This window comes from Cryobacterium glucosi (genome assembly GCF_004402235.1).
Lineage (GTDB): Bacteria > Actinomycetota > Actinomycetes > Actinomycetales > Microbacteriaceae > Cryobacterium > Cryobacterium glucosi.
In genome coordinates this window covers 29,087-46,100 of record NZ_SOFS01000039.1, presented here as the reverse complement: position 1 = coordinate 46,100, position 17,014 = coordinate 29,087, and the positions used below count along the sequence as shown (strand labels likewise).

17 protein-coding genes are annotated in these 17,014 nt (G+C 69.5%); 6 read left to right on the top strand and 11 right to left on the bottom strand.

The genetic code is table 11. The features are described 5' to 3' along the window. Positions 1–78: 78 nt before the first annotated feature. Positions 79–1,305 (top strand): isochorismate synthase, encoded by a 1,227-nt coding sequence (locus E3O46_RS15870; RefSeq protein ID WP_420897751.1) that lies wholly within the window; start codon positions 79–81, stop codon positions 1,303–1,305. Positions 1,306–1,443: 138 nt separating this feature from the next. Here E3O46_RS15870 and E3O46_RS15865 read toward each other — a convergent pair whose 3' ends face one another. From E3O46_RS15865 to E3O46_RS18505, 3 genes are all read right to left on the bottom strand, one after another. Then, the gene (locus tag E3O46_RS15865) at positions 1,444–2,319 is read right to left on the bottom strand and encodes a polyphosphate kinase 2 family protein (RefSeq protein ID WP_134448791.1); all 876 of its coding nucleotides are present in this window, start codon (positions 2,317–2,319) and stop codon (positions 1,444–1,446) included. Positions 2,320–2,396: 77 nt separating this feature from the next. Next, positions 2,397–4,292, bottom strand: coding sequence for a thiamine pyrophosphate-binding protein (locus E3O46_RS15860; protein ID WP_134562050.1), 1,896 nt, complete (start codon positions 4,290–4,292; stop codon positions 2,397–2,399). Continuing rightward, complete coding sequence (locus E3O46_RS18505) at positions 4,285–4,803, bottom strand: PLDc N-terminal domain-containing protein (protein ID WP_134448789.1); 519 nt, start codon at positions 4,801–4,803, stop codon at positions 4,285–4,287. The genes E3O46_RS15860 and E3O46_RS18505 overlap by 8 nt, the downstream gene beginning before the upstream one ends. Positions 4,804–4,893: 90 nt before the next feature. Between E3O46_RS18505 and E3O46_RS15850 the strand changes: the two genes are divergently transcribed. Then, positions 4,894–5,298: a DUF4229 domain-containing protein gene (locus tag E3O46_RS15850; RefSeq protein WP_134562049.1), complete on the top strand. Its 405-nt coding sequence runs from the start codon at positions 4,894–4,896 to the stop codon at positions 5,296–5,298. Here the strand turns inward: E3O46_RS15850 and E3O46_RS15845 are convergent. From E3O46_RS15845 to E3O46_RS15835, 3 genes are all read right to left on the bottom strand, one after another. Further along, positions 5,272–6,321 carry a 1,4-dihydroxy-2-naphthoate polyprenyltransferase gene (locus E3O46_RS15845; protein WP_134562067.1) on the bottom strand — a complete coding sequence of 350 codons (1,050 nt, stop codon included), beginning with the start codon at positions 6,319–6,321 and terminating at the stop codon, positions 5,272–5,274. The two genes, E3O46_RS15850 and E3O46_RS15845, sit on opposite strands and share 27 nt — an antisense overlap. A gap of 158 nt (positions 6,322–6,479) precedes the next feature. After that, on the bottom strand, positions 6,480–7,865 hold the full coding sequence (locus tag E3O46_RS15840; protein ID WP_134562066.1) for an AMP-binding protein: 1,386 nt from the start codon (positions 7,863–7,865) through the stop codon (positions 6,480–6,482). A 16-nt stretch (positions 7,866–7,881) separates the two neighbouring features. Beyond that, positions 7,882–8,793, bottom strand: a complete 912-nt coding sequence (locus E3O46_RS15835; RefSeq protein WP_134562048.1) for a 1,4-dihydroxy-2-naphthoyl-CoA synthase — start codon at positions 8,791–8,793, stop codon at positions 7,882–7,884. Between the two features lie 379 nt (positions 8,794–9,172). Between E3O46_RS15835 and E3O46_RS15830 the strand changes: the two genes are divergently transcribed. The 4 genes from E3O46_RS15830 (at position 9,173) to E3O46_RS15815 (ending at position 12,158) form a co-directional block, all read left to right on the top strand. Beyond that, complete coding sequence (locus E3O46_RS15830; RefSeq protein WP_241975296.1) at positions 9,173–10,210, top strand: sigma-70 family RNA polymerase sigma factor; 1,038 nt, start codon at positions 9,173–9,175, stop codon at positions 10,208–10,210. Between the two features lie 194 nt (positions 10,211–10,404). After that, on the top strand, positions 10,405–10,737 hold the full coding sequence (locus E3O46_RS15825) for a DUF7882 family protein (RefSeq protein ID WP_134448786.1): 333 nt from the start codon (positions 10,405–10,407) through the stop codon (positions 10,735–10,737). After that, on the top strand, positions 10,734–10,997 hold the full coding sequence (locus E3O46_RS15820) for a hypothetical protein (protein ID WP_134448785.1): 264 nt from the start codon (positions 10,734–10,736) through the stop codon (positions 10,995–10,997). Before E3O46_RS15825 ends, E3O46_RS15820 begins: the two co-directional genes overlap by 4 nt. A 147-nt stretch (positions 10,998–11,144) precedes the next feature. Beyond that, positions 11,145–12,158, top strand: a complete 1,014-nt coding sequence (locus tag E3O46_RS15815) for an o-succinylbenzoate synthase (RefSeq protein ID WP_134562047.1) — start codon at positions 11,145–11,147, stop codon at positions 12,156–12,158. A 21-nt stretch (positions 12,159–12,179) separates the two neighbouring features. Here the strand turns inward: E3O46_RS15815 and ccsB are convergent, their stop codons facing one another. The 5 genes from ccsB to E3O46_RS15790 are packed head-to-tail and all read right to left on the bottom strand — an operon-like array spanning position 12,180 to position 16,978. Further along, positions 12,180–13,211, bottom strand: coding sequence for a c-type cytochrome biogenesis protein CcsB (ccsB, locus tag E3O46_RS15810; protein ID WP_134558675.1), 1,032 nt, complete (start codon positions 13,209–13,211; stop codon positions 12,180–12,182). A gap of 51 nt (positions 13,212–13,262) precedes the next feature. Next, a complete protein-coding gene (resB, locus tag E3O46_RS15805; protein WP_134562046.1) occupies positions 13,263–14,954 on the bottom strand; it encodes a cytochrome c biogenesis protein ResB in 1,692 nt (563 codons plus the stop codon). Continuing rightward, positions 14,938–15,699: a cytochrome c biogenesis CcdA family protein gene (locus E3O46_RS15800; RefSeq protein WP_134448782.1), complete on the bottom strand. Its 762-nt coding sequence runs from the start codon at positions 15,697–15,699 to the stop codon at positions 14,938–14,940. The genes resB and E3O46_RS15800 overlap by 17 nt, the downstream gene beginning before the upstream one ends. Then, a complete protein-coding gene (locus tag E3O46_RS15795; RefSeq protein ID WP_241987443.1) occupies positions 15,696–16,337 on the bottom strand; it encodes a TlpA family protein disulfide reductase in 642 nt (213 codons plus the stop codon). The genes E3O46_RS15800 and E3O46_RS15795 overlap by 4 nt, the downstream gene beginning before the upstream one ends. Continuing rightward, positions 16,334–16,978, bottom strand: coding sequence for a histidine phosphatase family protein (locus E3O46_RS15790; protein WP_134448781.1), 645 nt, complete (start codon positions 16,976–16,978; stop codon positions 16,334–16,336). Before E3O46_RS15790 ends, E3O46_RS15795 begins: the two co-directional genes overlap by 4 nt. Positions 16,979–17,014: the final 36 nt, after the last annotated feature.

Genomic DNA, 17,014 nt, shown 5'->3' with positions numbered 1-17,014 from the left:
GCGAAGCCGGTGATAGGGGCAGTCTGGAGTCCGGGAAGCCGGTCGTCGTGGCGGCTGGCATAGGCTGGGCAAGTGAATGTGCAGGCCCTAACGGTTGAAACCACTCCCATTGCCGACATTCGACAACTGGTCCTTCTCCTCGACGCCCAGAAGCCGCTGCTCTGGATGCGCCGCAACCAGGGCCTCGCCGGCCTCGGCTCGGCGCTGCGGCTCGAATTCTCGGGCCCGACCCGCATGACGGATGCCGCGAGTGCGTGGCGGGACGTCGTCGCCGCTGCGACGGTGACCGATCCCCTCGCGCGAACGGGCACCGGCCTGCTGGCGTTCGGAACCTTCGCCTTCGACGACGAATCCGCCGAGACGAGCGTGCTGCTCGTTCCGGAGGTCATCGTCGGACGTGAGGACGGTCTCTGCTGGGTCACCCGGATCTGGCCGACCGGCGGCACTCCTCCGGAAATTCCGGTGGCGCTGCATCCGCTGGGCACGGAGTACCGGATCTCGCTGCTCTCGGGCACGCTGCGGCCCGAGGCATACAAGGCAGCCGTCGATGAGGCGGTCGTGCGTCTCTCGGCCGGCGAGGTCAACAAGGTCGTGCTCGCCCGCGACCTCCGCGGCCACCTTCCGGCGAAGTCGGACCTCCGCCGCACGATCAGCGAACTCGCCCTCGGCTACCCGGACTGCTGGACCTACGCCGTCGACGGACTCGTCGGGTCGAGCCCCGAAACCCTGATCCGCGCCGACCACGGCGAGGTCAACGCCCGGGTGCTCGCCGGGACCGTCTCGCGCGGCGCCGACGCCGCAGCGGACCTCGAGGCCGCCGCCGCGCTCGCGACGAGCGCGAAGGACGGCGACGAACACGCCTTCGCGGTGCAGAGCGTGCTCGTCTCGCTGCGCCCGCATACCTCGCACCTGCTCACGAGCGAGCTGCCGTTCACGGTCAAGCTCCCGAACCTCTGGCACCTCGCGACGGATGTCGAGGGAACCCTCTCCGACGGATCGACCTCCCTCGACCTCATCGCCGCCATGCACCCGACGGCGGCGGTCGCGGGAACGCCGACGCAGGCAGCGCTTGCGCTCATCCGCGAACTCGAGCCCTTCGACCGCGGCCGGTACGCCGGGCCGGTCGGCTGGGTCGGCGCGGACGGCGACGGCGAATGGGCGATCGCGCTGCGCTGCGCCCAGGTCACTCCCGGCGGCGACGTCACGGCATACGCCGGCTGCGGCATCGTCCTCGGTTCAGAGCCCGACCGCGAGCTCGCCGAGACCCGGATGAAGTTTCGCCCCATCGTCGAGGCCTTCGGCTAACTCCCCCTCCTCCTCCGCTGCGCTCAGCGCTCAGCGCCGTGAACCGCGAGAGCACACTTATGGCCCTAAAGACGGCCCCATAAGGGCCGATTTCGTACTCTCGCGGGATGAACGGGAGGAGTGGGCGGATGGGGCGGGTCAGGTGGCTGCGAGGCGCGCCTTTTCGGCGTCGACGTCGAAGGCGGCGGGCGGCCAGTCGAGGTCCAGACGCTCGAGGGCATCGATCAGCAGGTGCTGCACGGCGAGGCGCGCGTACCACTTCTTGCCCGCGGGAACGACGAACCACGGCGCGTCGGGGGTCGAGGTGCGTTCGAGGGCGAGCTGGTATGCCGTCTGGTAGTCGGCCCAGCGCATCCGCTCGTCGACGTCGCCCGGGTTGTACTTCCAGTGCTTGTCCGGGCGTTCGAGGCGCTCGAGCAGCCGCTCTTTCTGGTCTGCCGAGCTGATCTGCAGCATGACCTTGACGATCGTGGTTCCGTCGTCGACGAGATCCTGCTCGAACTGGCGGATCTGCCCGTACCTGGCCTCGATCTCTTCGGCGGGGGCGAGCTCGTGCACGCGGGCGATCAGCACATCCTCGTAGTGCGAGCGGTCGAAGACCCCGATCAGGCCGGGCCCAGGCACGCGGCTCCGCACCCGCCAGAGGAAGTCGTGCGCGCGTTCTTCCGCTGTCGGTGCCTTGAACGCGGTGAGGCGCACACCCTGCGGGTCGACGGACCCGACGACGTGCCGCACGATGCCGCCCTTCCCTGCGGTGTCCATGGCCTGCAGCACGAGGAGCACCTTGCGGCCACCGCCGTCGTCTGCGGAAGCCCGGCTATTGGCGTAGAGCTTCTCCTGAAGCGAATCGAGCAGACCCACGCCCGAGGCGAGCGCCTTGTCGGCGTTCTTCTTCACGACCCCGTCGAAGCCGGGCGTCGCGTCGGGGTCGACGGAGGCGAGCCGGAATCCGGGGCCGACGCGGAGCGTCTCGATCGGGTCTGAATCCCAAAACTTTTGGTTGAGTCCGCTCATGATGATGCACCCTTCGTCGAAAACCGCAGGAAGACTGAGACTGTGCAGCCGGGCCCGCGTAAGGCTATGGAGAAAACCTAGCGCGTAAGCGGCACCTCGAGCAGGCTCGGTCCGAGCGGCGGCGCGGTGAGCGCCCGCTCGAGCTCGCTGCGGGTCGCCGCCCGGTCGTATTCCCAGCCGTATGCTGCGGCGAGCGCGGAGAGGTCGACGCCCTGCGGTGTGTAGAGCACCCTGCTGATCAAGTCGTCGGGGGCGGATGCCGCGACCTCGAGCCCGTCGAAAATGGTTCCGCCACCGTCGTTGCCGACGATGACCTGCAGCCGCGCCCGCGCCTCGCCCGGGACCAGGAGCATCGATCCCGCGTCGTGCAACAGGGCGAGGTCGCCGAGGAGCAGCCGGGTCGTGCCGGTCGAGCGCGGTTCGCTGCCGTGCTGGAACGCCTGGCTCGCGAGCGCGATACCCGTCGCGGTCGCGATCGTGCCGTCGATGCCCGCGAGGCCCCGGTTCGAGTGCACGGAGATCTTCTTGCCCGGCACCCGCCGGTCCGCCTCGCGGATCAACCGGGACGCGCCGAGCACCAGCCGGTCGTGCGGCCAGGAGGCCCGCCAGACGGCGTCGACGAGCATGCTCCGGGTGACGGGAGCGCGGAGGGCTGCGAATTCGGCGCGCGTCATCCCGTGGGCGCCTAAGGGGACATCCGCGTCTTCGGTCGCCGCGTCGAGAACGCGCCGGCTCGACATCACCCAGCTGCCGAGCCAGGCCCGGCCGTCGCGGGTTTCCGCCTCGGACGAAGCGGATGCGCCGACACGCGCCGTGCGGGCGAACGTGCGCACCCGGTGCCCAGGGTTGTACCACTCGGCGCCGGTCGGGGCCACGACGATCGTCTCGACGTCGTCCCGCTGGATGAGGGCCGGGACTTCCCGGCTCAGCGACGGATGTCCGAACACGATCACGCGCTCGACCCTGCCGCCGAAGTCCTCGGCCTGCAGCAGCTCACGGTATGCGGCCACGAGATTCGGCCCGAAGCGGGCGTTGCTCGACACCTCCGCGAGCAGTGGCCAGCCTCCGGCCCGGGCGAACTCCTCTGCAGCACTCCCCGCGCCTGTGCCGGCGACCACGACGGTGCGCAGCCCCCCGTCGACGACGAGTGCGGCCTGGTCACCCGTCACCACGTCACCGCTCACCGCGAAAGCGGGTGAGCCGTCGGTCTGGCCGTGGCTCAGCGGCGGCTCAGTCGTCGTCGCGGCCGGGTCGGCGGAGCGCTCAAGGGTCACGGGGGCGGAGAGGGGCTCCCGGAAGGCGAGGTTGAGCTGCACGGGACCGGGGTCGAGCGAGCGGCCTCCGGTGGCGGCATCCATCGACCGGGCGGCGAGTTCGGCAGCGCGGACAGCGTCGGAAGAACGGCCCGCACCGTCGGCACGGGACTCGGTGGCATCGCCGGCATGGCCGGCCGGGGCACCGGCAGCAGCAATCGCAGCAGCACCGGGGGCCGGTACGTCGAGGCAGAGCCGGGTCGCGACGCCGAAGAGCCCGGTCTGCACGGTCGTCTGGTTCGAGCGGATGCCGCGGAGTTCGACGGGGCGATCGGCCGTCAGCACGATGAGGGGCACCCCGGAGTGATGGGCCTCGAGCACCGCGGGGTGCAGGTTGGCGACGGCGGTGCCGGACGTGCAGATCACGAGGGCGGGCACGCCGGTCTCGACCGCGAGGCCGAGCGCGAGGAAACCGGCGCCGCGTTCGTCGATGCGCACGTGCAGGCGGACCAGGCCGAGGCGTTCGAGTTCCGCGGCGACCAGGGCGAGCGCCTGCGAGCGGGAACCGGGGCTCACGACGATGTCGCGGATGCCGCGGCTCACGAACGCGCCGAGGAGGGCGACGCTGAAATCGGTCGCGGGGCTGCCGGTGGCCGCCGGACTGGTGAAGGGCAGGCCTTCACCCACGGCCGCGGTGTCGGTCAGGATCGGGTCAGGCATCCCGGCGGCCAGGCAGTTCGCCCTCGCCAGGGTCGGTCGTCTTCTTGGGTTCGGCCGCGGCGGGACCCTTCGCCGGGCCGGTGGACTGGCCCGTCGATGGCCCGGCGTTGCCGGCGGCCTGCCCCTTGCCGGGGCCGGAGTTCTGGCCCTTGCCCGGTCGGTCTGGCTTGTCGGTCGCGTCCGGCTTGTCGAGGTCGGCGAGCTCCTGCTCCATCTGGCGGATGCGCTCCTCCTGGAGCCGGTCACGGCCGAGGCTCTTCAGAAAATCGGGATCGTCATCGGGGGCCAGCTGCCGCGATGGGCCGCGACCGGGCGCGGAACTCTGGTTGCTGCCACGGCCGATGAACAGCCAGAGGAGGGCGCCGACGACGGGGACCAGGACGATCACAAAGACCCAGACCCAGCGCGGCAATCCGCGGATCCGACCGCGGTCGAAGGTGACACACTCGACGAGCGCATAGACGGTCACGAGAATGACCGCAATTCCTACGACAAGCCACACCTTTACCATCCGCTCATTCTACGTATATCACCCGAGAGATCGGTGAGTACGCAGAGGTCCGCAAATCTAACGATCGGAACCACAATCTATGCTGAAAGTATGAAAGCTGTCCCGTCTTGGCTGAGCTACTCGGTCTACCGCATCCTCATGTTCGCAGTACCCCTCGCGGTACTGCTGATGCTCTCGATCGTCTGGTGGGTCTCCGCCATCGTCGCGGCCCTGATCGGGCTCTGCCTGTCGTACATCTTCCTGCGGAAGCCCAGGGAGCAGGTCGCCCTCGACCTGTACACTGCCCGGCACCCCACCGCTGAGGTCGTACATCCCGACGCGGAGTCGGAAGACGCGGCGATCGACCGTGCCGCCGACGCCGCTGCTTCTGCCGCGGTCGCCTCTGCCGAGGTAGCGGATGCCGCCGGCCGGGCGACGACGCGGGCCGCGGCATCCGCTGCGCCCGTCACGACCGCTGGGTCAGCGGCGTCAGAACGCGAAGGCAGCGCCCAGTAGCAGGCCGTACAGGAGCGCGCTGAAGCTCGTGAGCTTGAGCGCCAGGATGAGCTCGGCCGCGGTCTTCGCTGTGACGGTGATCAGGCACGCCGGAAGGGCGAGCAGGAGCACGAAGAGCACGAACCAGGCGAGCGGGTAGAAGAGCGCGAAGAAGGCCGCGATCGCGAACGGCACGAGCAGCAGCACGCAGAAGACGATGCGGCCGGGCAGGTTGCCGATCAGCACCGCGAGGGTGCGCTTGCCGGACGCCTTGTCCGGGACGATGTCACGCAGGTTGTTGACCATCAGCACGGCACAGGCGATGAGCCCGATCGCGACCCCGCCGAGCCAGCTCTCAAGGTTCACCGTTCCGACCTGCACGAAGGTCGTGCCCGCGGTTGCGACGAGTCCGAAGAACACGAACACGAACAGCTCGCCGAGGCCGAAGTAGCCGTAGGGACGCTTGCCGCCGGTGTAGAACCAGGCTGCGACGATCGCGGCGGCGCCGACGAGCAGCAGCCACCACTGGCCGCTCAGGATCACGAGCACGAGACCCGCGAACGCGGCGAGCCCGAAGAACGCGAGCGCGACGGTGAGCACGGACCGCGGCCTCGCCGCTCCTCCGCCGGTCAGCCTGGCCGGGCCGACGCGGTAGGCGTCGGTGCCGCGGATGCCGTCGGAGTAGTCGTTCGCGTAGTTCACGCCGATCTGCAGGCAGAGTGCCACGATGAGCGCGAGCAGGGCGCGGACCGGGTGGAAGACGCCCGGGTCGCTCGCGACGATGGCCGCGCCGGTGCCGAGGGCGACCGGGGCGATCGCGAGGGGAAGGGTGCGAAGGCGCGCGCCGGAGATCCAGTCGCCGGCCGTCGCCGGGCCGGAGCGGCCGTGCGCCTCTGCGCCGTTCCGCTTCGCCGGGTTTCCGGATCGACCGGAGTTGGCGGGCTTGCCCGCTGCCTTCCCGGCTGGCTTACCCGCCTGTTTTCCGGACGACTGTCCGGCGGACGCCGGTGCCCCGAGGGTCTCCGAAGGATTCAATCGCTGCATTTTGGGCCTGACCGGCCGCGCTCCCTGTGCCACGTTTTCATGTTACCGGGCACTTGATAAGAGGATGCCGCGAGTCGGCACCCTCGCGCGACGCGCGCAGATCAACGCCCGTGGCCAGCGCATGCGCCCGCGGCTCAGCCCACGGCCAGTGACCGCGGCTAGGCCCGCACGGGGCCGGCGTCGGCGATGCGCTGCAGGGCGAGCCGGTCGGGCTTGCCTGAGACGAGCAGGGGGATCTCGGCGACCACAAGCAGGCGATCGGGCCGGGCCGCCTTGCCCAGGGCGGATGCGACGGCGTCCTTCACGACTGCGAGTCGGGCCGTCGCCGTGTCTGCCTCCGTCTCCGGCGAGCTGAACGGCGTTGCGGTCGGCGACGTGCGCGAGGCCTCGCCCCGCGACCGGGCCGGCACCGCGGAGTGCGACCCCGGGACCGCGACGACGGGCACCTGGCCCCACCGGGCATCCGCCACCCCCACGATCACCGCGTCGGCGAAACCGGGCAGGGCGCGCACCACGCGTTCGACGGCGTCGAGGGAGACCTTCTCTCCGCCCGAGATGATCACGTTGTCCGCGCGGCCGAGCACGCGCACGAGGCCGGTCACGGCGTCGACCTCGCCGAGGTCGCCGGTGCGGTACCAGCGCACGCCATGGTCTTCGGTGAAGCGGTCGTGGGTGCGGAGCGGGTCGTCGAGGTACCCGTCGGCGAGCACGGAGCCGGACATCTCGAGCTCGCCGTCGACGACGCGCACAACCGTGTCGCCGATCGGGCGGCCGTTGTAACAGCATCCGCCAGCCGTTTCAGAGGAGCCGTATGTGCGCACGACCGTGATGCCGAGCGAGGCGGCGCGCTCGATCAGGGCAGGGGGCATGGCCTGGCCGCCGACCAGGATCGCCGTGAAGCGGCGCAGGAGTGCGAGCATTTCCGCGGCCCCGCCCTGGTCGTCAGCGTCGACCGCGTCGAGGAGGCGGGCGAGCTGCACCGGCACAAGGGAGGTGTAGCGCAGCGGCGCGGTCAGCCGGGCCGCCGCTTCGAAGAAGGCGGCCGGGTCGAAGTGACCGGGTGCCAGCGCGATCGGCGTGGTCCCCGCCTCGAGCGAGCGGACGAGCACCTGGACGCCCGCGACGTAGTGGGCGGGCAGGGCGAGCAGCCACTGGCCGGGCCCGCCGAGCGCCGCACTCGACGCCGCGGCGCTCGCCAGGAGGGCTGGCGCGCCGAGCAGCACCCGCTTGGGCACGCCGGTCGAACCGCTCGTCTCGATGACGACGGCCGTGCCGTCCGGAACGGGCACGGGCACGGGCACGGGCACGGGCACGGGCACGGGCACGGGCACGGGCGACACGGATACCGGAACGGGGACATGCGCGCCAGGCGCGCCGTTACGCGCCAGGCGTGCCTGGCGCGTAACGGCGGAACTGGCGCGGGAGACGGCAGGGTCGGGCGCGGGGCCGGGCACGGGCAGCAGGGCGTCCCCGCGCCCGGAGAGGGCCTCGCGGAGCAGGTCGAGAAGGTCGAGCGGCCGGTCGACGGAGACGACCCGGAGCATCCGTGTCACGGCGGGACTAGAACTGCCAGTCGTACGGACCCCAGTCGGGGTCGCGTTTCTCGAGGAACGCGTCGCGGCCCTCGACGGCCTCGTCCGTGCCGTAGGCGAGCCGCGTCGCTTCGCCCGCGAAGACCTGCTGGCCGACGAGTCCGTCATCGACGGCGTTGAAGGCGAACTTGAGCATGCGGATGGCGGTGGGCGACTTGGTCAGGATCGTGCGAGCCCAGTCGATGGCTTCGTTTTCGAGATCGGCGTGCGGGACGACCGCGTTGATCGCGCCCATCTCGAGGGCGCGCTGGGCGGAGTACTCGCGGGCGAGGAAGAAGACCTCGCGCGCGGCTTTCTGCCCGACCTGGCGGGCGAAGTATGCGCTGCCGTAACCGGCGTCGAAGGAGCCGACGTTGGCATCCGTCTGCTTGAACTTGGCGTGCTCTGCGCTCGCGATACTGAGGTCGCAGACCACGTGCAGGGAGTGCCCGCCCCCGGCCGCCCAGCCGGGGATGACGGCGATGACGACCTTGGGCATGAAGCGGATCAGGCGCTGGATCTCGAGGATGTGCAGTCGGCCGCTGCGGGCCTTGTCGATGCCGCTGGCAGTCTCGCCTTCCGCGTACTTGTAGCCGTCGCGGCCACGGATGCGCTGGTCCCCGCCCGAGCAGAACGCCCAGCCGCCGTCCCTCGGGCTCGGGCCGTTTCCGGTGAGGAGGACGACGCCGATGCGCGGGTTCATCCGGGCGTCTTCGAGGGTGGCCTGCAGCTCGTCGACGGTGTGCGGCCGGAACGCGTTGCGCACCTCCGGGCGGTTGAACGCGACGCGCGCGATCTGCCCGGTGAGGTCGTGGTGGTACGTCACGTCGGCGAGGGACTCGAAGCCCGGGACGAGTTTCCACTGGCTCGGGTCGAAGATTTCAGACACCTGTTCGATCATGCTGCAAGCCTACGCGGCGGACCCCGCGCGCGGACCCGAGGGGTGCCGGCTGGACAGCGCGCGGATGGGCGCGCTCTCACACATACTCAGGCCTGAAAAACCAAACGACACGCCGGTGAAAATGAGAAATACCCCTTTTGTGGTGGCAAAGTCAACCCCCTTGAGCGCCTCATTTTCACCATGTGTACTTGTGGTCTCAGTGAGACCCGGAGGTAGTCATGAACGACCTAGACACACAGTCAAAAGCCCCGATCGACCTGCCACTCCACAACGACGTGGCAACCCGAACCCACAGCACCATCAGCGCCGTCAGCATCCGCATGACCCCGGCAGAAAACACCAGAAAACACCAGAACGCCATCGGAACGGCGGTGCGACCGTGACCGTCACGATGAACACGTCGGCACCGGCCCACGACCACTTCGATTCTCCCGACTCCTACCGCGCCCCGCTCCCCTCGATCAACCCGGCCGGCTCATCCCAGCGTTCGGCCGGCAGTACGGCAGCGTCCCGCTACAGCAGGGCATCCACGGATGCCTTCGGCGACTACCTGCGCCGCATCGGCAAGGGCCCCCTCCTGAGCGCCGAGGACGAGGTCAACCTCGCCCGGCGGATCGAGGTCGGCCTGTTCGCCGCAGAGAAGCTCGCGCACGGGGTCGACGACCACGAGCTTTCCCGGGAACTCGCCTGGCTCGCCCACGACGGCGGCCGGGCGAAGAACCACTTCATCGAAGCCAACCTCCGCCTCGTCGTCAGCATCGCCAAGCACTACTCCGGCCGCGGGGTGCCGATCATGGACCTCGTCCAGGACGGCAACATCGGCCTCGTCCGAGCGGTCGAGAAGTACGACTTCATGACCGGATACAAGTTCTCTACCTACGCGACCTGGTGGATCCGCCAGGCGATTCACCGCGGAATGGCCGACAAGTCCCGGATGATCCGCATCCCCGTGCACACCGCGGAGAAGCTCAACAAGATCAAGCGCATCCGCCGCGACCTCACGAGCACCCTCGACCGCGACCCCTCGCTCAAGGAGCTCTCCGAGGCGGCGCAGATCCCCATCCGCGACGTCTCGCGGCTGCTGCAGTACGACAATGAGCCGATTTCCCTGCATTCCCCGGTCGGTGACGGCGTCGGAGACATCTCGGAGCTCATCATCGACGACGACCTGCCGCAGCCGGACGAGTATGCGACGGTCACGCTGCGTGCCGCGGACATCTGCTTCTACCTCGACGCGCTGCCGCCGCGGGAGCGGTCGATCCTGAAGGCCCGATTCGGGCTCGACGGCGACGAACCGCGCACCCTCGACCAGATCGCCGTCATCCAGGGCGTCACGCGGGAGCGGGTCCGCCAGATCGAGAAGCGCGCGCTGGCCCTCCTGCACGTGCCCCGGCTCGAACGGTACCTGCGCGATTAGATGCCCGCAGGCCTGGTCCGTCGATGACCGGTTGTGCGGGTGCGTGAGCACCCGCACAACCCGGTTCCGGCGTGACCCAACTTTTCCACGGCACTGAACTTTTCCACGGCTCTCCGGGGGACCCCCCGAACTGAGCATTGGCAACGTCTCGATTTTGTAGCAATAATTCCTTATGACGCGCCAACGAGGGAATCATGGGAAAGCTCACCTATAACTCGACGGTGACGGCCGACTTTGATGATCGCATCCTGGCGCACATCCAGGTGGTCATCGGAGCCAAGCTGCGCCGGGGAGAGTGCTTCTACTTCACGTGGAGGGACGACCCGTCCGGAGGCGACGGTCGCAGCACGATCTGGCTGCATCCGGCCATCCCGCTCGCCTTCAAATACTTCGGCGGTCGCTCGCCGAGCCTCAATCGCGACTGGGTGGAGGCGCTCATGCTGACCGCCAACTCCTCTGGCGGTTTGCAGCTCGTCCCCGAACCGCACCGGCCGGCATCCGTGCTCGCGACGAAGGATGAACCATGATTCGCATCGACATCGTCTATGGCGGTCAGCAGTACTCCCTGGGCGGCCGGTCCGCAGAGTCGCTCCGGAATGAGATCAACGCGGCCGTCACGTCCGGGCAGCCGTACTGGCTTCCGGTCAACAGCGGCGGCGGCCGCTTCGAGGACGCCTATCTCCTGATCGCGCCCGGCATCGCGTTCGCGGTTATCGACGTCAAACCCACCAACGGGGACGACCTCGACCTCGAGGTCGACGGCGCCTTCAACCACGACTCCCTCTAGCCGCCCGCACGGTCCGCTCCGCCGCGCGCCCACTGCGCCGTTCCGCGCCCGGCAGGCCTGGCGCGGAACGGCGCTTCTGGCGCGCACGCCCCGACGCGTGCGGCGGCACGGTCGCCCGCACCCGCGCCCGGCTGGCAGACTGGAAGCATGCTTCCCCCACTCGCAGAGTTGCTCGGAACGGCCCGCATTGTCGCGTTGCCGCTCATCACCCGATTCCGCGGAATCGACACCCGCGAGGCACTCCTCCTCGAAGGACCGGAGGGCTGGACGGAGTTCGCGCCGTTCGCCGAGTACGACGACGCAGAGTCCGTCGCCTGGCTGCGCGCCGCGATCGACTTCGGCTGGACCCCGACGCCCGCCCTCCTGCGCGAGAGCATCCCGGTCAACGCGACCGTCCCTGCAATCGACGCGGAACTCGTGGCGGATGTCCTCGCCCGCTTTCCGGGGTGCCGCACGGCCAAGGTGAAGGTGGCCGCCCCCGGGCAGACCCTCGCAGAAGACGTCGCCCGCGTGCGCGCCGTGCGCCGGGTGCTGGGACCGGAGGGGCGCATCCGTGTGGACGCGAACGGCCTCTGGAACCTCGACGAAGCCGAACACGCCCTGAACGCCCTCGGCGAGTTCGACCTCGAGTACGTCGAACAGCCGTGCGCGAGCATCGAGGAACTCGCCGAGATCCGCCGTCGCTCCGCCGACTACCTCGGCATCCCCGTCGCCGCCGACGAGAGCGTGCGCCGCGCCGATGACCCGCTGCTCGTGGCGACCACGGGCTCGGCCGACATCCTCGTGATCAAGGCGGCACCGCTCGGCGGGATTCACGTCGCACTCGACCTCGTTGCGCTGGCCGGCCTGCCCGTCGTGGTCTCGAGTGCCCTCGACACCTCGGTCGGCATCGCGATGGGCGCGCACCTCGCCGCCGCGATCCCCGGCCTCGAGTTCGACTGCGGCCTCGGCACCGCCTCGCTGCTCGCCGCCGATGTCACCCACGACCCGCTGCTGCCGGTCGACGGCCGGATCCCGGTTCGCCGCGTCGTGCCCGACGCCGACCTGCTCGACCGCTACGCGGCATCCGCCGAGCGCAGCGCCTGGTGGCTCGCCCGCCTCAGCCGCTGCTACGCCCTGCTCGCCGCCGAACCCGCCATCATGGACGCCATCACGGACTGACCCGCCCGGGCGGATGCCGGGTTAGAGGCCCGAGTATGCGTGCAGTCCCTTGAAGAAGACGTTCACGACGCCGAAGTTGAACATCACGGCGCTGAAACCGACGATCGCGAGCCACGCGGAGCGGGAACCGCGCCAGCCCCTGGTTGCACGGGCGTGGATGTAGCCGGCGTAGATGGTCCAGATGATGAAGGTCCAGACCTCCTTGGTGTCCCAGCCCCAATAACGGCCCCAGGCCTTCTCCGCCCAGATCGAACCGGCCATCAGGGTGAACGTCCAGAGGATGAAGCCGATGATGTGAACCCGGTACGCCAGGTTCTCGAGCGTCGCTGCCGAGGGCAGCGTCGCGAGGAAGCGGAGGCGCACCCGGCCGGCGGTCGTGACGAGCGCCTCCCGCCGGAACTGCAGCAGTTGCACCACGGAGAGCGCGAAGCCGAGCGCGAAGAACCCGGTTCCGAGCGAGGCGACGAAGACGTGGATCACGAGCCATGCCGACTGGAGCGCCGGCGGCAGCGGGGCGACCTCGACATAGAAGCGCAGCGCCGCGATGCCGAGCAGCACGAGCACCATGCCGGTCACGAAGGTGCCGAGGAAGCGCAGGTCCGCGCGGGTGAGCACGATCAGGAACACGGTCACGATGAGCAGGGTGCCCGTCATCGCGAACTCGTACATGTTGGCCCACGGCACCCGCCCGGCGGCGAAGCCGCGCAGCACGTCGGCCATCAAGTGGATCGCCCAGGCCAGCACGGTGAGCGAGACGCCGATCCGCAGGCTCTTCGAGCGGCCGTACGGGGTGGCGGCGTCGTTGGCGATGCGGGCGCTGATCCGGTTCACGATCGTTCCGGCGGATGCCGCGGCACCGGCCTTGCCCGCAGGCTTCCCCGGATCGAGGGTCGCGTCCCTGCCCGCCGGTTGCGCCCCATTAGCCGCGCCGACGCCGACCGGTACGGAGGCGAGCGCCGCGAGGCCCGTCGCCTCGTCCGCCGTCTTGACGGCCGCGGAGCGCTTGGCGAGGTCGAAGGCGAAGGAAATGAAGGCGAGCGCATAGACGGCCATCGCCGAGTACAGGCTCAGGATCGAGAGCTCGTTGAGATTCACGTGGTCAGCCTAATTCTGTTCGGTTGCCGGGACGGCTGATGTGGAGGATACCAGCAGTCGCCCGTGGCGGTCTGCGATGTCGGTCACGGCCGCTTCGAGGGCCGGGTCCTCGCCGCGGGCGAGTCCCGCGTACTCGAGGGTCAGCGATCCGTCTTCGCTCTCGATCGCCTTGACCCAGACTCGCCGCCGCGGCACGAACAGGCTCGTGAGCAGCCCGAGCAGGGCGAGGATCGCGAAGGACAGCACCCAGACCTGCGTCGGGTCGTGGTGGATGTCGAAGGACGCGAACCGCAGCACCGAGCCGGAGAAATCGTTCGCGGCGGCGCCGGGGTGCGCGTCGTTGAACGTGACGGAGCCGAGTCCGTTCGGCAGCTGCTGGGTCTCCCCCGGCTTGAGTTCGAGCGACTCCACGCCGGTCTTGCCACCGGTGAGCCGCGTCATCTTGTCGGTGTTGAGCGAGTAGACGGATGTCGGCACTCCCGCGTTCAACCCGAGGTCGCCAGAGTAGATGTTCAGGGTGAGCATCGGGTATTCGAGGTCCGGGTACGACGAGTAGAAGGCGCCCGTCGAACTGGCGGCCTGCGTCGGGTAGAAGAAGCCGATCATGCCGAGCTGTTCGCTGAGGCCGTCCGGCACCTTGATCACGCCGAGCGAGGTGAGGTTCGCGTCCTGCGGCAGGAACGGCACCGCGTCGGTGAAGACGACGACCCCGTTGGGGTCCTTGACGGTGATCGAGGGCGCGTAGCCGTTGCCGAGCAGGTACACATCGGTGCCGCCGGTGCGCATCGGGGCGTTCACCTTGACGACGCCGGTCTGGAGGGCCTCGCCGCGGCGGGTGACGCTGACGGCAGCGGAGTAGTCGATCGCCTGGCCGTACGCCTCGAGGTTCTGGGTCTCGTAGGTGACGCTGAAGTCGTCGAGGGTGAGCTTGTACGGCTCGAGGCTCGAGTCACTGAAGAACCGCCCCGGGCTGAACGAGTCGTAGGCGAGCAGGGTGTTCACGAAGGTCTGGCCCTCGACGAGCACCCGTTGGCCGCTGAACCCGAAGCCACTGCCGAAGCCGACAGTGATCAGGATGCCGACGAGCGCGAAGTGGAACACGAGGTTTCCGGTCTCGCGCAGGTAGCCGCGCTCGGCCGACGCCGAGAATTCCCGCCCGCCGCGTGCCGGCGCGCTGTCGAACAGGGCGACGCGGTAGCCGCTCTTCTTCAGGAGCGAGCGGGCGGAGTCGACCGCCGCCGCGGCATCCGTGCCGGCAGGAGCCGTGCGTTCGGTGAAGCCGGCGAGCCGCATGAGCCGCGCTGGCGTGCGCGGCGGCTGGGCCCGGAGCGCCTGGAAGTGGTGCTTCGTGCGCGGGATAACGCAGCCGATCAGCGAGATGAACAGGAGGAGGTAGATCGCCGAGAACCAGGCGGAGGAGTAGACGTCGAAGGCCTGGATCTTGTCGAGCACGGGAGCCAGGTCGGGGTTGTCCGCGAAGTACTGGGTGACACCGTTCGGGTCTGAGCTGCGCTGCGGAACGAGCGAACCGGGCACGGCGGCGATCGCCAGCAGGAGCAGCAGGAACAGGGCGGTGCGCATGTTGGTGAGCTGGCGCCAGAACCAGCGCAGCCAGCCGACGAGGCCGAGCCTGGGCTGGATGACATCGTCGGACGCCGGGGCCGGCGCTGGGGAATCGTAGTGGTCAGATGGCCGGGACATAACTGCCGATCACTCCTTGCAGGTCGAGGAGCCAGGCATTCCAGACGCCGGTCACCATGAGGACGCCGATGACGACGAGGAGCACGCCCCCGAACAGATTGATCGCGCGGACGTGCCGTTTCAGGAACGACACTGCCCCTGTCGCCCAGTTGAGGCCGAGCGCGATGAGAAGGAACGGGATGCCGAGTCCGAGCGCATAGAACAGCGCGAGCAGGCCGCCCTGCCACGGGGAGCCCGTGGTGAGGCTGAGCGAGTTGATCGCCGTGAGCGTCGGACCGGTGCACGGGGTCCAGCCGACGGCGAAGACCGCGCCGAGCACGGGGGCGCCCGCAAGTCCCGCGCGCGGGCGCCAGCTCGTCTTGACCGTGCGTTGCAGGGCCGCGAACTGGCCGACGAAGACGAGCCCCAGCAGGATCACGACAACGCCGGCGATCCGGGTGACGAGGTCGCGGTACTGGTTGAGCCAGAAGCCTGCCGCGCCGAAGACGACCCCGGTCAGCACGAAGACGAGCGTGAAGCCGAGCACGAAGAGCCCGACGCCGGCCAGGAGCCGGTTCCGGCCGCGCCGGTCACCGCGACCGGCGGTCGACCGGCCGTCGGTGAATCCGCCGATGTATGCGAGGTAGCCGGGCACGAGCGGCAGGATGCACGGGGACGCGAACGAGACGAGCCCCGCGAGCACCGCGATGGGAATCGCAAACAGGAGCTGGCCGCTGAAGACGATTTCGCCGAAGGGATTGTTCACGCCGCGGGGACCTCGGCGATCGCGTCGCGCACAATGGTCTCGAGGATCGAGGGCGTCGACAGGGCGCCGAGGATGCGCGCGGCGACCCGGCCGCTCTTGTCGAGCACGAGGGTGGTCGGCACCGCGTTCGGCGGGATGCTGCCGCTGAAGGCGAGCTGCATGGCCCCGCCGTCGACATCCATGATCGAGGGATAGGTGATGCCGTAGCTCTGGTTGAACGCGATCGCGTTCGCGGCCTGGTCGCGCACGTTCACGCCGAGCCACTCGGCTCCTTTGCCGGAGAACTCGGCGTTGAGCTTCTGGAGGGCGGGGGCCTCGACCCGGCACGGCGCACAACTCGCGTACCAGAAGTTGACCACGAGCACTTTTCCGGCGTAGTCGGTGTTCGACACGGTGGCGCCGGTCTCGTCGACGCCGCTCCAGGTCACGGCGGCCCCGCGGTCGGCGGCCGGGATCTCCGTGACGCTGCCGTCGCCGGCGATGAAACCCTTGTTGCTTCCGGCGCGGTACTGGTCGGCGAGGGGGTCTGTCGAACAGCCGGTGAGGACGAGCGCGAGCGCGAGCAGCCCCGTCAGGCCGGCCAGGCCGGCGGCACGGCGCCGACGCGGGTGCGTTCCGTTCGCGGGACCGGCCTTCACACCGCTCCTACATCCGTGGCCCCGGCCTGCAGCGCGGCCGCCGGGTTCGCGTAGCTGATCTCCACGAGTCCCTCGCCCCGCCACGACAGCGTGGTGATGCTCGACAGGGCGCAGCGTCGGCCGCGCGGGTCGTGCGGGAGCCGCTCGCCGGCGAGGGCGCGGTGCACCATCCAGATCGGCAGCTGGTGGCTGACAAGCACGACGTCGCCGTCGGTCACGGAGTTGTATGCCTCGTCGATGGCCGCGAGCATCCGTGCCGAGATCACCCGGTACGGTTCGCCCCAGCTCGGTCGCAGCGGGTTGAGCATGGCCGGCCAGTTGCGCGGGTCGCGCAGGGCGCCGTGCTCGCCCGACATCCGCTTACCCTCGAATCTGTTGGTCGGCTCGATGATGCGCTCGTCGATCTCGACGGGCAGGCCGAAGGCCGCGGCGATGGGCGCCGCGGACTCGCGGGTGCGCTGCAGGGGGGAGGCGATGACGCGGCGCACCGGCCGGCCGCGTTCGACGAGGTCGACGGCAGCGGCGGTCGCCATGGCGGCGCCGAGGTCGGAAAGCCGGAATTCGGGCAGCCTGCCGTACAGCACGCGCTCAGGATTGAACACTTCACCGTGACGGACGAGATGGATCTGGCTGGCTACCACCCGCTCATTCTACGGAGGAGGTGCCCATGAATTAGC

What these genes read in the sequence shown, in the direction of transcription:
- resB (WP_134562046.1), bottom strand. Translation starts at nt 14,954, where the DNA reads ATGTCCCGGCCATCTGACCACTACGATTCCCCAGCGCCGGCCCCGGCG.
- E3O46_RS15840 (WP_134562066.1), bottom strand. Translation starts at nt 7,865, where the DNA reads ATGCTCCGGGTCGTCTCCGTCGACCGGCCGCTCGACCTTCTCGACCTG.
- ccsB (WP_134558675.1), bottom strand. Translation starts at nt 13,211, where the DNA reads ATGGCCGTCTATGCGCTCGCCTTCATTTCCTTCGCCTTCGACCTCGCC.
- E3O46_RS15850 (WP_134562049.1), top strand. Translation starts at nt 4,894, where the DNA reads ATGAAAGCTGTCCCGTCTTGGCTGAGCTACTCGGTCTACCGCATCCTC.
- E3O46_RS15825 (WP_134448786.1), top strand. Translation starts at nt 10,405, where the DNA reads ATGGGAAAGCTCACCTATAACTCGACGGTGACGGCCGACTTTGATGAT.
- E3O46_RS15865 (WP_134448791.1), bottom strand. Translation starts at nt 2,319, where the DNA reads ATGAGCGGACTCAACCAAAAGTTTTGGGATTCAGACCCGATCGAGACG.
- E3O46_RS15860 (WP_134562050.1), bottom strand. Translation starts at nt 4,292, where the DNA reads ATGCCTGACCCGATCCTGACCGACACCGCGGCCGTGGGTGAAGGCCTG.
- E3O46_RS15820 (WP_134448785.1), top strand. Translation starts at nt 10,734, where the DNA reads ATGATTCGCATCGACATCGTCTATGGCGGTCAGCAGTACTCCCTGGGC.
- E3O46_RS15845 (WP_134562067.1), bottom strand. Translation starts at nt 6,321, where the DNA reads ATGCAGCGATTGAATCCTTCGGAGACCCTCGGGGCACCGGCGTCCGCC.
- E3O46_RS15835 (WP_134562048.1), bottom strand. Translation starts at nt 8,793, where the DNA reads ATGATCGAACAGGTGTCTGAAATCTTCGACCCGAGCCAGTGGAAACTC.
- E3O46_RS18505 (WP_134448789.1), bottom strand. Translation starts at nt 4,803, where the DNA reads ATGGTAAAGGTGTGGCTTGTCGTAGGAATTGCGGTCATTCTCGTGACC.
- E3O46_RS15815 (WP_134562047.1), top strand. Translation starts at nt 11,145, where the DNA reads ATGCTTCCCCCACTCGCAGAGTTGCTCGGAACGGCCCGCATTGTCGCG.